The 16,144-nt window shown below is 56.4% G+C and carries 12 protein-coding genes; 9 read left to right on the top strand and 3 right to left on the bottom strand.

All coding sequences use genetic code 11. From position 1 onward, the window contains the following. Positions 1–13 precede the first annotated feature (13 nt). The 3 genes from B5F35_RS07185 (at position 14) to B5F35_RS07175 (ending at position 4,176) form a co-directional block, all read left to right on the top strand. Positions 14–1,594: an NAD(P)/FAD-dependent oxidoreductase gene (locus tag B5F35_RS07185; protein ID WP_087239487.1), complete on the top strand. Its 1,581-nt coding sequence runs from the start codon at positions 14–16 to the stop codon at positions 1,592–1,594. A 38-nt stretch (positions 1,595–1,632) separates the two neighbouring features. Next, positions 1,633–1,830: a hypothetical protein gene (locus B5F35_RS07180; RefSeq protein ID WP_087239485.1), complete on the top strand. Its 198-nt coding sequence runs from the start codon at positions 1,633–1,635 to the stop codon at positions 1,828–1,830. An 81-nt stretch (positions 1,831–1,911) separates the two neighbouring features. Continuing rightward, entirely contained in the window at positions 1,912–4,176 is a 2,265-nt protein-coding gene (locus B5F35_RS07175; RefSeq protein ID WP_087239483.1) for a glycoside hydrolase family 3 C-terminal domain-containing protein, read from the top strand. Between the two features lie 61 nt (positions 4,177–4,237). Here B5F35_RS07175 and B5F35_RS07170 read toward each other — a convergent pair whose 3' ends face one another. The 3 genes from B5F35_RS07170 to pdxR all read right to left on the bottom strand — a co-directional run bounded on the left by B5F35_RS07170 (position 4,238) and on the right by pdxR (position 7,630). After that, complete coding sequence (locus B5F35_RS07170; protein ID WP_087239481.1) at positions 4,238–4,903, bottom strand: DUF2238 domain-containing protein; 666 nt, start codon at positions 4,901–4,903, stop codon at positions 4,238–4,240. 11 nt (positions 4,904–4,914) lie between these two features. Beyond that, positions 4,915–6,138 (bottom strand): peptidase T, encoded by a 1,224-nt coding sequence (gene pepT / locus B5F35_RS07165; protein ID WP_087239479.1) that lies wholly within the window; start codon positions 6,136–6,138, stop codon positions 4,915–4,917. A 118-nt stretch (positions 6,139–6,256) separates the two neighbouring features. After that, positions 6,257–7,630: a MocR-like pyridoxine biosynthesis transcription factor PdxR gene (gene pdxR / locus B5F35_RS07160; RefSeq protein ID WP_087239477.1), complete on the bottom strand. Its 1,374-nt coding sequence runs from the start codon at positions 7,628–7,630 to the stop codon at positions 6,257–6,259. A 147-nt stretch (positions 7,631–7,777) separates the two neighbouring features. Here pdxR and B5F35_RS07155 point away from each other — a divergent pair, with 147 nt between their 5' ends. The 6 genes from B5F35_RS07155 to B5F35_RS07130 all read left to right on the top strand — a co-directional run bounded on the left by B5F35_RS07155 (position 7,778) and on the right by B5F35_RS07130 (position 15,638). Then, the gene (locus tag B5F35_RS07155) at positions 7,778–8,761 is read left to right on the top strand and encodes an ECF transporter S component (protein WP_087239475.1); all 984 of its coding nucleotides are present in this window, start codon (positions 7,778–7,780) and stop codon (positions 8,759–8,761) included. A gap of 267 nt (positions 8,762–9,028) precedes the next feature. Further along, positions 9,029–10,552: an O-antigen polysaccharide polymerase Wzy family protein gene (locus tag B5F35_RS07150; RefSeq protein ID WP_087239473.1), complete on the top strand. Its 1,524-nt coding sequence runs from the start codon at positions 9,029–9,031 to the stop codon at positions 10,550–10,552. Then, the gene (locus B5F35_RS07145) at positions 10,549–11,874 is read left to right on the top strand and encodes a lipopolysaccharide biosynthesis protein (protein ID WP_087239471.1); all 1,326 of its coding nucleotides are present in this window, start codon (positions 10,549–10,551) and stop codon (positions 11,872–11,874) included. The genes B5F35_RS07150 and B5F35_RS07145 overlap by 4 nt, the downstream gene beginning before the upstream one ends. Beyond that, positions 11,871–13,115, top strand: a complete 1,245-nt coding sequence (locus B5F35_RS07140; RefSeq protein WP_087239469.1) for a glycosyltransferase — start codon at positions 11,871–11,873, stop codon at positions 13,113–13,115. Before B5F35_RS07145 ends, B5F35_RS07140 begins: the two co-directional genes overlap by 4 nt. Continuing rightward, a complete protein-coding gene (locus B5F35_RS07135) occupies positions 13,112–14,287 on the top strand; it encodes a glycosyltransferase (protein WP_087239467.1) in 1,176 nt (391 codons plus the stop codon). Before B5F35_RS07140 ends, B5F35_RS07135 begins: the two co-directional genes overlap by 4 nt. Before the next feature lie 85 nt (positions 14,288–14,372). Beyond that, on the top strand, positions 14,373–15,638 hold the full coding sequence (locus B5F35_RS07130; protein WP_140401171.1) for a hypothetical protein: 1,266 nt from the start codon (positions 14,373–14,375) through the stop codon (positions 15,636–15,638). Positions 15,639–16,144 lie beyond the last annotated feature (506 nt).

The raw sequence follows: 16,144 nt of genomic DNA, 5'->3' as shown, positions 1-16,144 counted from the left end.
AGGAGCATCGTGCATGACGACTTACCGAATTTCAGAAATCCCCCTTCCGCTCGGCGCGCCGGAAGGACTGCTGCGGCGCTTGGCCGCACAGCGGCTGCGCGTTTCGCCGGATCGGATTGCGTCGCTGGAGCTGGCGCGCCGCTCCGTGGATGCGAGAAAAAAGAATGATGTGCATTTTATCTGTACGGTGGAATGTACGGTGGACGGGCCCGCGCTTTCCGCGCTGGGGCCTAAAATTTCCGAAGCCGTTCCTTTTCAATATAAGCAGCCCTCGTGCCGTCCGGGAAGCCCGCGCCCCGTCGTGGTGGGACTGGGGCCTGCGGGGTTGTTCGCCGCGCTGATTCTGGCGCGGGCCGGGGCAAGGCCGATTGTGCTGGAACGGGGGGCTCCCGTGGAGGAGCGCGCCGCCGCGGTGGAGCGTTTCTGGGAAACGGGCATTTTGGATCCGCAGACAAACGTTCAGTTTGGCGAGGGCGGCGCCGGGACCTTTTCCGACGGAAAGCTTAACACCGGTACCAAAGATCCGCGTGCGAGACTCGTTTTACAGGTGTTTGCGCAGGCGGGTGCGCCGCATGAAATACTCTGGGAGGCCAAGCCGCATATCGGCACCGATCGGCTGCCCGGCGCGGTGAAGGCAATCCGGGAAGAAATCCGTTCGCTGGGCGGCGAGGTGCGTTTTCACAGCACGGTGACGGAGCTGCTGCGGCGTGACGGTGTTCTCACCGGCGTTGTTTTGCAGGATGGGGAACAGATCCCCTGCTCGCAGGTGATTCTGGCTGTCGGTCACAGCGCCCGCGATACCTTCCGGATGCTGGACAGGCTGGGAATTCATCTGGAACAGAAACCCTTTTCCCTCGGGGCGCGGATAGAACACCGGCAAAGTGCGATCGATCGGGCGCAGTACGGACGTTTTGCGGGCCATCCTGAGCTGGGGGCGGCTGACTACCGGCTGGCCGTTCATCTTCCAAGCGGACGAGGTGTGTATACCTTCTGTATGTGCCCCGGCGGCGAGGTGGTGGCCGCGGCCAGCGAGGAAGGCCGCGTGGTGACAAACGGTATGAGCCGCCGCGCCCGTGATGGGCAGAACGCGAACTCTGCTCTGCTTGTCGGGGTAAACCCGCAGGATTTCGGCGGGGAACATCCGCTGGCGGGCATGTTCTGGCAGGAACGGCTGGAGGAGCTGGCTTTTCAGGCAGGAGGCGGAAGCTACCGTGCTCCGGCTCAGCGCGTGGAGGATTTTCTGCGCGGCAGGCCGTCGGTTTCCTTTGGGGATGTTGTGCCATCCTACCGTCCCGGTGTCATGCCGGGAACGCTGGACGGTGTGCTGCCCCCCGCCGTGACGGAAGCCATGCGGCAGGGTCTGCCCCTGCTGGATGCGCGCCTGCACGGCTTTGCCTGCCCGGATGCCGTCCTCACCGGCGTGGAAACACGCTCCTCCTCGCCGGTACGGATTCTGCGGGGAGAGGATTTGCAGAGTGTTTCTCTGGCCGGTTTGTACCCATGCGGGGAAGGAGCGGGCTATGCGGGCGGCATCGTATCCGCCGCTGTCGATGGAATCCGATGTGCGGAGCGTGTACTGGCTGCCGTGGAATAAACAACAGCCGCCGTGTGCGGTTTTGGGAGGATCATGGAATGGAGTATGTTTCGATTGCGTTTGGTGTGCTGATTATTGCAGTTGGCCTGTATTTTCTGCTTACTCCCTACGAAAAGCTGGCTGCGATGCTGCCGAAGAAAAAATCCCGCCGCAACCTTCGCGCGCGCGGCTGGATTGTGCTGGTGTGCGGTGTTCTTCTGATTGCTTTGCAGATTGTGATGATGGTGATGCGCTGATTGGCCGGATGCGGTGGAATTTGACCGCCCCAGCGTTAAAAAAAGAAGTTCTGAACACGCGGGAAAGGAGAGAATGGTACCATGAATGAAAAGCGAATTTGGGAAATCATCGGAAAGATGACGCTGGAGGAAAAAGCGGCGCTGTGTTCCGGAAAAGATTTTTGGCATATGGAAGGCGTGGAACGGCTGGGAATTCCCCCGGTTATGGTTTCCGACGGCCCGCATGGCCTTCGCAAGCAGGATGACAAGGCGGATCATCTCGGGGTGAACGAGTCGATCAAGGCGGTCTGCTTCCCGGCGGGCTGTGCGACGGCGTGCAGCTTTGACGAAGATCTTCTGGAACGTATGGGAAGCACGCTGGGACAGGAATGCCGCGCGGAGAATGTGTCGGTTTTGCTGGGGCCTGCCATCAACATGAAGCGCAGCCCGCTGTGCGGACGCAATTTTGAATATTACTCCGAGGATCCGTATCTCGCCGGAAAAATGGCCGCCGCGTTGATTCGCGGTGTGCAAAGCTGGCAGGTGGGGACGTCCGTGAAGCATTTTGCGGCGAACAACCAGGAATACCGCCGCATGAGCGGTTCCTCCAATATGGATGAGCGCACCCTGCGAGAGATTTACCTGACAGCCTTTGAGATGGCGGTTAAGGAGGCAAAGCCCTGGGCGGTCATGTGTTCTTACAACCGTATCAATGGTACCTTTGCGAGTGAAAACCGGAAACTGCTCACGGAGATTCTGCGGGAGGAATGGGGCTTTGACGGCTTTGTGATGAGCGACTGGGGTGCGGTGAACCGCCGGGTGGATGCGCTGCACGCGGGGCTTGAGCTTCAGATGCCGGGGCCGTGCCCGGAGGATGACGCGGAGCTGGTGCGTGCCGTCCAAAACGGGGAGCTGAGCGAGGACGAGCTGGATCGCGCGGTAGAACGCATGCTCCGCATCATTCTGCGGTACGAGCAGGCAGAGGTTCCACAGGCTGTGTTTGATCGCGAAGCGGATCATCAGATTGCCGCCGACATCGAAAAGGAATGTGCCGTCCTCCTGAAAAACGACGGGATCCTTCCGCTTCGGCGCGGCGAAAAGGTGGCGTATCTCGGCGGCTTTGCGGCAAAACCCCGTTACCAGGGAGGCGGTTCCTCCCATATCAATTCTACCCGCGTCAGCAGCGCGCTTGAGTGCGCGCCGGAGGGCGTGGTGTATGAGGAAGCTTTCCCGGCGGACCGCGACGAGTGGAACGAGGAAGCCGTGGAGCGCGCTGTGCGCGCGGCTAAGGATGCGGAGACGGCGGTGATCTTCGCCGGCCTGCCGGATTCGTTTGAGTCTGAGGGATACGACCGCAGCCATATGCGCCTGCCGGATTGCCAGAATGAGCTGATCCGCCGTGTGCTGGAGGTGCAGAAGCGCGTGGTGGTTGTCCTGCACTGCGGCAGCCCGGTGGAAACGCCGTGGGCGGACGAGGTTCCCGCCGTGCTGTGCATGTACCTTGGCGGCGAGGGTGTGGGGGAGGCCACGGACGCACTGTTGTATGGCGACGCGAATCCCTGCGGCCGTTTGGCCGAAACCTGGCCGCTGCGCCTGGAGGACAACCCCAGCTATCTGAACTTCCCCGGCGACGAGGATGGCGTTTCGTACGCAGAGGGCGTTTATATCGGCTACCGCTACTACGACAAAAAGAAGATGGAGGTGCGCTGGCCCTTTGGTCACGGAGAGAGCTACACTACATTTGCCTATTCCAACGTTCGTCTTTCCTCTGAGGGGGGAAAGGTGCGTGTGCTGGTTGACGTGACCAACACCGGCGCGCGTGAGGGCAAGGAGACGGTTCAGCTTTATGTGGAGGACTGCACCGGCACGCCTGGCCGTCCTGTGCGGGAACTCAAGGGAATAAAAAAGCTGTCGCTTTTGCCCGGTGAAAAGAAAACCGCAGAGCTGGAGCTTGATGATCGCAGTCTCTCCTGGTACAGCGAAAAGCTTCACGACTGGTATGCCGCATCGGGAAGCTACCGCATCCTGCTGGCCCATTCCAGCCGGGATGTGCGGGGAGAAGCCACGCCGACCTATTTTTCCAAACAGAGAATGCCGCTGCATGTGCACCACAACACGACGGTTGGGGCGCTGCTGGCGGATCCGCGCACAGCTCCCATCCTCCAAGAGGTAATCGAGAAGGCAAAGTCCATGCTTGCTCCGGCGGAGGATGCGCCGGGAGAAGCGGCCGCCGAGGCTATCACGGAGGAGATGAGCCGCCAGATGCTGTTCAATTCGCCCCTGCGTGCGGCGCAGATGTTCTTCGGCATGTCCAAGGCCGAAATTGACGCGCTGATCGAAAAGCTGCAAAAAGCAGTGGACGCATAATTTTTCCAAAACAGAAAGACGTCCCGGAAAAGTGAGGTTTTGCTTTTCCGGAACGTCTTTTTCACTTTTTGTTGCTTTCTTTTGGGTCCGGCAAACGGCAGGCCGCTTCAAAAATACCGAGCAGAAAAAAGGTTTTTCCCCGGCTCATATACAGCCAAAGAGAGGGGAGAAAGGCGGCGCCGCCCACCACGCAGACGATCATGTCAAGCATTGTGTCCGCCACGCCCGTGGTGAGGACACGCTGGGGGTCGGAATGGAAAATCAGGCTGACAATGAATTCCCAGATCTCCCAGATTCCCGCCACAGCTGTGACAACCGCCATGACAAAGACAGCTGCCAGAGGGAAACGCGCCCGTTCCATCGTCTTTTCTGGGGAAAGAAGATGAAACAGAAGAAGGCCGAACAGGGCGATCACGATGCCGGAGAGCGTATGCGCCAGCTTGTCATAGTATGATGTGAGGGAGTACAGGCGCATGACAATCCCAAGCGTATACAGAAGAAAAACATAGAGATACACGAGAAGATCAAGCTGATAGGAGCGCCTGCGCCGGATGATCCGGTAGAAAAGTGAGAGGATCAGCGGCAGAAGCAGGGCGCAGAGCGCCAGAACCGCATAATACCATAGGGACTGCACCGCGTTGACGCCGGCCAGAAGGAGGTTCGCCGCGAGATAGGCCGGGACGGCGAAGCGGTTTATCTTCCGGAAATCCCTCTCGCGTTTCTCCACGTGGTGTTTTCTCATGCGTTCTCAGCGGTGGGACAAGCCAGACGGCGCAGGACGCGCACCATTGCATCCATACTCTGCACGGGGATATACTCAAAACGGCCGTGTCCGTTGTGCCCGCCTGTACTCAGATTTGGGCAGGGCAGCCCCATATAGGACAGCCGGGAGCCGTCTGTACCGCCTCGAATCGGCTGTACCAGCGGCGTTACTCCCACATCCAGCATAGCGCGCTTTGCGTTCTCGATCAGGAACAGATAGGGCTCTACCTTTTCCCGCATGTTGTAGTAGCTGTCTGCCAGTTCCAGCTCGATCGTACCGTCGCCGTGCTTTTCATTGAGGTAGGCGGCGATCCGGCGGAAACGCTCCTTCTTTGCCTCAAACTTCGCGCGGTCGTGGTCGCGGATAATGTAGTGAAGCGTGGCCGTCTCCTCGTCTCCGTTCATCCGGTTGAGATGCTGGAAGCCCTCATACCCCTCCGTGCAGGCCGGGATTTCCCAGGCGGGAAGCATGTTCTGGAACTCAATCGCGATCAGCAGAGCATTTTTCATCTTGTTTTTCGCCTCGCCGGGATGAATGTTCAGGCCATGAACCGTCACCACAGCGGAAGCGGCGTTGAAATTCTCATACTCCAGCTCTCCCAGTTTGCCGCCGTCCACAGTGTAGGCAAACTGCGCACCGAAACCGGGCACGTCGAACAGATCCGCTCCCCGGCCGATTTCCTCGTCGGGAGTAAAGGCAAAGCAAAGCTTGCCGTGCGGCAGGTTGTCCCGCTGGATTTCCTCAACAAGCGTCATGATTTCCGCGACACCCGCCTTGTCGTCCGCGCCAAGCAGCGTTGTACCGTCGGTCACGATCAGATCCTGACCGATGTAGTCGCGCAGGTGGGTGTATTTATTGGGGCTCATCACAACATGCTGTTCCTCATTGAGGACAATATCACCGCCGTCGTAGTTTTCCACGATCCGGGGATGGATGTCATGGCCGCAGGCATCGGGGGAGGTGTCCATGTGAGCAATAAAACCGAGAGTGGGCGTATCTGTCTCGCAGTTTGCGGGCAGGGAGGCATAGACGTAGCCGTGCTCATCCACACGGGCATCCGAAAGTCCCAGGTTCAGAAGCTCTTCCGCCAGCGCGTTGGCGAGTGTGAGCTGTCCCGGTGTGCTGGGGCAGGCGGGGTTGGATTCGTCGGAAGTAGTGTCAAAGGATACATAGTGCAGAAAACGTTCATGGGCTTTCATGGATCAGGTTCTCCTTCCTCTGGTGCGCTTCCCTGTCAGTATCTCCCGTTTTTCCTGTTTCATGCGGGAAAGGGGCGCAGAACAGATTTGATGATCTGACTTTATTATACACACAGCGTCAAATTCTGTCATCCCCCTGCTTCCACGCAAGTCCCAGCAGACGGATGGCTTCGGGGATGTCGGCAAGCGGGATTCCAGAAAAGCTCAGAGCGGCAAAAATGCCGTCGCGGTTTTCACGCGTGCGCACGCGCACACCGTACTCCGCTGCCTTGGCACAGAGAAACTCCGCTTCCTGCGGGGTCAGCGGGGTGCGGAAATAGAGAGCGGTTTCCTCGAGCGTAAAACGCCTCTCCGGCAGCTCGGCGGCAAGGCATTTTCCCATCAGCTGGCTTTTGGCGGCGTAGAGCTTGCGCAGACGGCGCAGACGGCGCTCCATCTGCCCGCTCGCGATATACGCCGCGAGAGCAAGCTGCTCGATCTTCGAAGCGGTCTGGTTGTAATTGCGCGCCCGCTCCTGGTAGAGCGCGAGCAGGGAGGGGGGCAGGACCATGTAGCCGATGCGTACCGAGGGCAGGAGCAGCTTGGAAAAGGAACCGAGATAGGCTACACAGCCGCCGCCCGCCATCCCCTGCATGGCCGGGATAGGGTGGGCGCGATAGCGCAGCTCGCCATTATAGTCGTCCTCAATGAGGATTCCGCCTGTCTCCTGCGCCCAGCGCAGCAGCTCGAAACGGCGGCTGGTCGGCATGGCGCTTCCGCTGTCCACGGGGGACGACGGGCTGACGTAAGCCAGATCCGCTCCGCTTTGGCGCAGAGCATCAGGACGCAGGCCGTTTTCATCGCGCGGCAGGGGGATGACCTTGATTCCGCAGTCGCGGAACACCTGCTCCGCCTGTACAAAGCCGTGCTCGTCGATCGCCGCACATCGTTTTCCCGCCAGCCCGCACAAAAGATACAGAAGGGGCTGGCTTCCCGCCCCCACGACAATCTCCTCCGGTCCGGCGGAGACGCCGCGCGCCCGCCCGGCATACAGGGAAAGCGCTTCCCGCAAAGCGGGTTCCCCCTGATGCTCGCCGTAGGACACGATAATTTCACGCCGGTTGAGAATATCGCGCACATGACGCCGCCAAATCCGCAGGTCGGCGGCCTCCGCGTCCGCGCAGTCGGTACCGAGATTAAAGCGGAAATGCGCGGTCAGGGGAGCGGACGTGAGCGAAGGGCGGCGCGGATCAGCGGGCGCGGGCTGCTCTCCAAACAGGACAAAATACCCGCGTTTGGGTTCGCTTTTCAAATATCCTTCAACGCAAAGCTGTTGATAGGCGGCTTCCACCGTTGTGCGGCTGACGCCAAGATCCTCCGAAAGCCTGCGGATGGAGGGGAGACGGACGCCCTGCCGAAGCTGCCCGGTTTCCATGGCCTTTTTTAGGGAATCATAGAGCTGGCGGTACAGCGGTTCTCCGTCTGCGTGAATTTCCAGATATTCATACGCCAATCTGTACACCTCATTTTTTTACAAACTGTGTATTTCATAATGGACAGATTTCTTCTATGATGGTAACACATCAAAGCGAAAAACGCAATCCCGGGCGAAAAGCGTTTGGCGGGAGGATTCCCGCGGAAAGAAAGGCAGGAAATTGTCATGCGAATCAATACGTCAAGAAAAAGCGGCGCCGTCAATCTGGCCCTGACGGGACTTATGGGCGCGCTTGTGATAGTCGGTACCTTCATCAGTATTCCAATCCCGGTACTCGGGGACAGAACCATGATCGGTCTGGGCAATGTGTTCTGCATTCTCTCCGGTCTGTTGCTCGGGCCGGCATACGGCGGTCTGGCCGCCGGTGTGGGCTCCGGTGTGTTCGATCTGGTGGGCGGCTGGGCATCAAGCGCCCCCACTACGCTGATCAACAAATTCATGATGGCCTTTGTCTGCGGAGCGATTGCCTGGTCCGGCCGTTCGGAGGGCCGCCGTTTGTATCGTGTGATTGCGGGTGCGGTCAGCGGCTCTCTGACCTACTGTGTACTGTATCTCTTCAAATCCTTTGTAGAAGCCAAGCTGGAGGGCAGCGCCGACGAAGCAATGGCAATCCTGCTCGGTACCAAGGCGGCGGCTACGATTGTAAACGCGGTGATCGCGGATGTGGTGGCTGTGCCGCTCGCACTGGCGATCCGCCGTTCGCTGGAGTCCAACCGCATGTATTTGGGCCTGGTGGAGAGTTCCGCCGCACAGCTGGAGGGACATGATCTGCGCCGTGGGGTTGCGGTGACGCTTCTGTTGGTACAGTCTGTGCTGCAAATTGTCTGTGTAGCCGCATTGCTTCCCTCCGTGCAGTCTGCCGCGGCGGAATCGGGGGTGGAGCTGATGGTCTGGCCGTTCTGGGTTGCGGTTCTCTTCTCAGCGGCGCAGGCCGTGTGCGCTGTTTTTCTGGCGCGCCGGAGCCGCTTCAGCGCGCCGGTGACTGCGTTATGTGCGGTGATTTCCTTCGCCTTCTCCGTCTGGTTTCTTATCGCGGGCGTGCAGCAGGCGGTGCTGGCAAAATATCTGCCGATCGGTGTTGTTTTTCTTGTGATTCTTCTGGCAGCCATTGGTTTTCTGCTCCCCACCGTGCAAAAAAGAGATGCGTAAAAACGATACACATGATTGGAAACAGGAAGATATTTTTGATGAATTGGGATCGCCGTTTTTGCGGTGATCCCAGTTTGTTTTTGTTCTGGTCACAAAAGGTTTACATTTGCCGAAAATGGCTCTGGGCCTGCATTTTTGGGAGGCAGACCGCAAATAATGATTGATAAGAAAGGGGAATAATGGTATAATCAATCTATTCATGAACTACTATCGCGGCGGAAAAACTTTCAAAAACTATTTTCCGTGTGCGGAAAGGATCAACAGAGCATGATGCAATTCCAACGCAAATTTCTTCTGCGGGACACGCTCCTGCTGGGGATTTCTCTGGCTGTTCTGACGTTGGCGGCCTTCACCTCGTCCTTTGGCGGCAGATGGTATTCCATCGCTGCGAACATGACGGTGGCGGGGCTTTCCCTGCTGAATCTGGCCATGCTGGTCTATGAACTGTCCGATGTGCGGAGAAGGATTCCCCTGCTGATTTTTCAGGGATCGTACAATCTCCTGCTTTTGGGGCGCGTTTATACCACATGGCTGCAAAATTACGGCAGACGGCTGGATATCCTGGAAGCCGACGGGTATGATTCCCTGTACTGGTCGCTGCAAATTTTGGCAATTTCTCTCTTTGTCGTGTATCTGGCATACCGGGCGGCCGGATTTTTGTTCCGGAAGAGGGAGCTTTCCGTGGCGGTTGAGGGAGCGAAAAAGATATGGGATCATCCTCTGATTCCGGTGATCCGCCAGCTCAGCCGGTGGGTGCTGTATATCAGTTCTCTGGCTTCCTTCTTTTCGTTGGGCAACACCATCCTGTTTGTTCTGCGAAACGGATATCTCACTTCTTTTACAGAGACAGCCGGAGTACCGTCGATCATCAGCCGCTTTGCGTTGTTCTTTACTCCGGCCTTTGCTGTGTTTCTCGCTACGCTGCCTTCCGCGAAACAGATGCGCCTGCCGATGTGTGTGTATGGCGTTTATCTGCTGGCCTCCGTGTTTACAGGCCGCCGCAATACCATTGTGACAAGCCTGCTGATGCTGGTGGTCTATTTTGTTCTGCGTGACAATCTTCTTCCGAAGGAAAAACGGATTCTCACAAAGCGTGTGGTACTTTTGGCCTGTGTGGTGGGACTTGGCGGCGTTTATCTGCTGCAAATGGTTGCTTATCTCCGTTCAGGAATTCTGGGAACGGGAGATTCGTTCTTTGGCACGATTATCAGTTTTATTGATTCTCAGGGAGCCAGCTTCCGCGTGGTGGTCAAAACAATCGATTATATGGAATTTTTCGATCCGCAGACCACATACCGGTTCCTTTTGTTCCCGCTGGAGCTGTTTGTGACGAATAACTCCATCGGCCAGACGGTATTCCATACCGAGCCGATTATTTCCCTGCAAACAGCGGAGTTTGCCGAAAGCACAAACAGCTATTCCCATGTGCTGACCTATCTGGTGGATCCCGCACGGTATCTGCGCGGCGAGGGCTTCGGTACCTCTTATGTGGCGGAGGGATATGCGGCGTTCGGCATTGTGGGCGTGATTGCGCTCAGTGTGATGATCGGTGTGGCTTTCCGCTGGTTTTCCTCCATGCTGGGACGTTCCTGGCCGGTGATTGCTCTTGGGCTGATTGCCATCAAGAGCTTTGTGTACCTGCCCCGCAATTATGCGCTGGGCTGGATCACAGATGTTTTTAATGTAACGTATCTCTGCTTCCTTCTGGGACTGTATCTGGCGGCTCAGCTTCTGTATACACTGGGTACGCATCTGCGCCGGGGAACGGAACCGCCGGAGGTGAAGGCATGAAGGAGAAAGGGAAAAAAACCGGTGTTTTGCAGGATGCGCTGAGCACCTTCGGAACCAATGCTTTTGGAGCTGTTTTGGCCCTGGTTTCCAGCTTCTGCATCATGCCTGTGCTGGATCCGGGCGAGAGCGGCCTGATCACGCAAAACCAGATGGTTGGAAGCGCGCTGTTTACTCTGCTGTCCTTCAGCGTAAATTCCTCTATCATTTATTATGTTTCCCGCTGCAAACTGAAAAATGTTGTGCGCTCCATCAAGCGGGTGACAGTAGTGCTGATTATGCTGATTGCAGTGGTTGGCGTGCTGGTGGTACTTGTTCTGCGCGACAGCTATTTTGCGGATACCGCGCTGCTATATTGCGTGTGCGCGGTCGCATACGGCGTGTTTTCCTTTGTGTCCAATGTTTTTCTCGCTATCCTGCGGGGAGAAAACAAATTCCGCACCTATAACCTGATCAATCTGATGCAGCGGGTGCTGACAACGCTGTTTTCCCTGACCGTTTTTCTCTGGCCGACTGCCGCTGTCATTGTCTCAGGCAGTATTTTCATCCTGCTGCTGTCGATTATCATGGCCTGGCGTTCCATCCGCCGCGACGTTTCTTACGCGCAGTCGCCGCCCGCCCCTGAAAACGATCGGGAGATTGGCTCTGGTGAACTTCTTCGCTACAGCCTGAAATCCCACGTTTCCAATGTGCTGACCTTTACCAACACGAATGTCAGCTCCATTATCCTCAAGGCGAACAACGGACTGACCGATTTCGGTGTGTTTGCCAAGGCATACACGATTGTGCAGCAGATTTGGATTCTGCCGGACGCCGTGAGTATGGTTATCATGTCGCGGATTGCCGCCATGACAGACACAAGGGACAAAACAAAGCTGGCGACACTGTCCTGCAAGCTGGTGACGTATATCACCCTGATCTGTCTGCCGCTGGTTGTCCTTCTGGCAAAGATATTCATTCCGATTCTGTTCCCGAAATATGTGGACTGCATCCAGCCCCTCACCATTTTGACCGTGGGCAGCTTTTTCATCACCTATGCGAAGGTGCTGGCCAATTCCATCGCGGCTTACGGAAAACCGGAGCTGAATATCATTTCCACCGCGGTGGGCGTTGTGTTCAACCTCGGGCTGAGCTTGGTTCTGATTCCGCATTTTCTGGTGGCGGGCGCCGCGATTGCGACATCGCTTTCGCTGACGGCTCAGGGAATTACCTCCATCATTATTTTCTGCGTCTATACCAAAACGCCGTTTTACCGGCTTGTGCTTCCCACACGGGATGAGCTTTCGCTGGCGGCGGGCCTTCTGAAAAGGGGAAAACGCACATGAGACAGCTTTTGTATTTGACGACTTCCTTTCCGTTTGGAAAGGGGGAGGATTTTCTGACGGAGGAGCTGCGCCACGCGCAGGGCTTTGATGATTACCTGATCGTTTCCTGCCACAGCGCTCCGGAGGATTCTCAGACAAAGCCCGTGCCGGACGGTATGCGCGTGGTGCGTTTGCAAGTATCTCCCGCCACAGTGTCCTATCCGTCGGTGCTTTTCCGGCCAGATTTGATCCGGGAAGCGATTTCGCTGCCATTTCAGGGACAATCCTTTTTTGGAAAGCTGCATCAGCTTTTGTTTTTTCGGCGCAAGGCGCAGGCTGTGTATGACGCGCTTTGCAGCGAAGTGCTGCCGCTGCTGACGGGGGAAGAAATTGTCATTTACAGCTATTGGTTTTACGATGCTGCCGTAGCTGGCGCCCTGCTTGCCAAGAAGCTGCGGGCGAAAGGGAAACAGGTCTGGCTGATTTCCCGTGCCCATGGGTTTGACGCTTTTCCGGAACGTTCTCCATATGGTTATCTGCCGATGCGCCGTTTTCTGCTGAATCATTATAACGCGGTTCGCCCCTGCTCTCCGTCGGCGGCGCGGGCAGTGAAGGACGCCTTTCCAGGCCAGTGCGGCAAAGTCCGCACGGCCTTTCTGGGAACGGCGGACCATGGCCGGCCGTATGGCTTGCGCAGCCCTGTGTTCCATGTTGTGACCTGCTCATATCTGGTGCCTGTGAAACGGATTCCGCTTTTGGTGCAGGCTTTGGCGCTGGTTTCTTTCCCGATGCGCTGGACGCATATCGGCGGAGGTCCTCAGGAAGCGGAGGTTCGTGCCGCGGCGGAACAGCTTCCCGCCCATGTGGAGTGGGAGATGCCGGGCCCGATGCGCAATGAGGATTTGATGCATTACTATGAGGAGACACCTGTTTCCTGTGTGGTCAATGTCAGTTCCAGTGAAGGCCTGCCCGTTGCTCTCATGGAAGCCTGTTCCTTCGGATTTCCCTGTATTGCCACAGAGGTCGGCGGAACACCGGAGGCTGTGCGTGACGGTGTGACGGGCTGCCTGCTTGGGAAAAATCCTTCCCCGGAGGAGATTGCCTCCGCGCTGGAACATATGGCCCGCTTGCCGGAGGAAGAATATTCCTCCCTTTGCCGGGCGGCCCGGAAGCTTTGGGAGGACAAATTCCACGCGGAAAAAAATTACAATTTGTTTTACCAGGAGCTTTCTCAACTTTCGGGAAAGGACGGAGACTCATGAGCCAAAAGAAAAAATTTCTCTATGCCGCGACGGTTTCCACCGCCATGCAGTATTCCGGCATTCTGCGGAAAATTGCGGGGCAAACGGCCGGGATGGCTCGCCTTGGCTGGAAAGCGAGCTATACCTGTGTGGAGGAAAACTGCCTTCTCAGACGCACGGGGGAACAGGAGGAGCGCTTTCCGTTTCCTGCCTGCACCCGATGGTCGGAACAGCAAAATCATCTTGCCAATGCCATAGGAGCTCTTTTGGAAGAGGATCCCTGTGATATGGTTTATATCAAGGGCTTCCTGACCAATCCCTACCATCGTATGATTGCCAAAGCCGCCAAGCAGGCAAATCCTTCCTGCCGTGTGGTGTTTGAGGTGGCGACATACCCATATTGGGGGGAATACAAGCGCTTTTTCCGGGTGGATATCCAGAAGAAAAACCTTCGTGCTTTTCTGGGGCATGCCAAGGAGGTGCTCCAGCACGCGGGAACGACGATCACCTTTTCCCGCTATGTCGATACGGTTGTAACCTTTGGAGAACGGACCGATTCGCTGTGGGGAATTCCTGCCATCAATGTGGATAACGGCGTGGAGGTGGACGCAATCCCCCTGCGCGAGGATCGTGCTCCGCGTGACAGCATTCATCTGCTCGGTGTGGTCGGGACATCCGTGGTGCATGGCTATGAGCGTGTTTTACAGGGGATGCAGGCATACCGTGACAAAGAAAACGGAATGCCCGTCTTTTTCCGCGTTGTGGGGAATAATGAAACCATCGTGGATCTCAAACGGATGGCGGCCTCGCTTGGTTTGGGCGACCGTGTGGAATTTTTGGGATACAAGAACGCGGCTGAGCTTGCGCAGCTTTATTGCGAGAGCGATGTGGGAATCTCTCCTTTGGCAGAGTACCGTGTCGGCCTGAACCGCCTTTCGCCGCTGAAATCACGGGAATATTTGGCCGCTGGCCTTCCGCTTTTTTTTGCGTATGAGGACAGCCTTTTGACGCCGGATCTTCCGTTTGTCAAGATTTTTCCCAACGATCCCAGCCCGATTGACATAGGGCAGGTTGTGGATTTTGTTTCTGCATGCCGCTCCGATCCTGCTTTGCCGGAAAAGGAACGCCGCTTTGCAAAAGAGCATTTTGACTGGGAAATCATTATGAAGCAGATTCTTGATTTCACCGGCTGAATTCCGGGAAAATCAAAAAAGGCAGCTCCTTTTTTCAAAGAAGCATGCCGGGATATCGAAATATCTGAAACAGGAGGATTCTTACATGGAATTGTATGTGTCATTTTCGGAGATTTTCCGCTTTTTCAAGCGCCATCTCTGGAAATTTGCCGTGGTGGTCGTGGCATGCGGGATTGTGTTCGGCCTTCTCTCATTGAAAACCTTCAAACGGGAATACACGGCGACGAGTACCATTTTGGTTGCCTGCACGATTGACGACAATGCTTCCCCTGATTACAGCAACCAGTACGCAAGTATGCAGAATGTCCGTTTGCAGGCGGCCATTGCCATGGCTCCTTCGGAGGATCTGCGCCTGAAGGTTGCGGAACGCGCGGGAGTGGACGAGGAGTCTCTCCACAGCATTGAAGCCAAGCAGATCGGCAGTTCCACGCTGGTGGATCTGACCGTTTCCACAGATGACCGCGAGAATGCCGCTCTCATGGCGGACTCTGCGGCGGAGCAGATTGCGGAGGAGATTGCCGCTATCTACCCGACGCCTCCTATTCAGATCCATATCATCACCCATGCGGAAACACCGGACGAATTGTCCGCACGCAATTCTGCCATCAAGAGCGGGATCCTGGGACTGGTATTCGGTGTGATCATCTCTCTGTGCGTTGGCATCGCTATGATTTTGTTGGACCACACCATTCGCAATGCCACTTATGTTTCCAAAAGCCTGCAAATGCCCTGTCTGGGTTCCTTTGCGCTGAAAGCGGAAGAGGAGGAGCGCCGGGATGAATTCCGCCGCCTGCGTGCCGCTGTCACCCAGCAGGTAGGGGAGAAGGGAAGCCTTTTGATGATTCCCGTCCACGCCAAAAAGGGGGCGGGGGAAACCGCGCGTGGGTTGGCACACGCTTTGACGGTGACCGGGCGTTCGGTTCTCTATTTGGAAGCTGATTTTTCCGGAGCAACCCAGGCTGCTGCCCTGGGAGCCGGGCAATCCCGTGGCCTTGTGGCAGCGCTGAAGGACGGTTCTTCGCCGAAGGAAGCAGCTGTCTCCACAAAGATCGAAGGGCTCTCCTTCCTTTCCTGCGGACAGGCGCAGGGAAGCTCCGCGGATCTGCTGGCGTCCGCCGCATTTTCCAATTTCGTGAAAAAGGCTTCGGATGAATTTGATTATGTCCTTTGCGTCCTTCCGGACGAAGAAAATATGCCCGATGCGGATAACGCGGCATCTGTGGCAAACGGCGTCCTTCTTGTCGCGGAGTATGGCGTGACGCCGTTCCGTGATTTTGAGGAAAGCCTGACACGCCTGCGTACTGCCGGCGGTGCGATTTCCGGCTTTGTTCTGAACGGTGTGCGCACCTGATAAAGCAAGAGAGAACCTGTGTCGGGGATTTGACAGCTGCGTGTGATACTTCCCATATAAAAGCATAAAAAGGGCTGCGGTTCATCCTATTGATGAATCGCAGCCCTTTCACTGTTAACAGTAAACAGGAAGCTTTCTGTCCTCCTTTTCAGAAGATGCGCGACCCCGGTTTCCGCTTCGATTTGGCCGCTTACAGCAATCCTCGTCAGATTTTGAGCGTCTTTGACACGGGGTAAACTATTCCTTGGAGCAGGCAAAAGATTTCCCATGCCATCAAATTCCGCAAAGTCACAGAATGGTTGCAAAAGCAGGACAAAGGCAGGGGGGCAGAAGAGGTGTGTGCTCTAAAAAATCAGTTTGCTCATAAAAAAGGACCGATACTTTCACAAGTATCGGTCCTCAGCTTGTAGAAAAACCTGCTCCGGCAATCAAGCCAGAGCAGTTTTTTGGTTTGTAAACAAGAACCCAAAGGGAAAAAGGAGCGAAATGTCAGGCGTATTTTCGCG

The organism is Anaeromassilibacillus sp. An200 (genome assembly GCF_002160025.1).
In the GTDB taxonomy this organism is placed as follows: Bacteria; Bacillota; Clostridia; order Oscillospirales; family Acutalibacteraceae; genus Caccousia; species Caccousia stercoris.
This window is presented reverse-complemented; position numbering and strand designations above follow the sequence as displayed.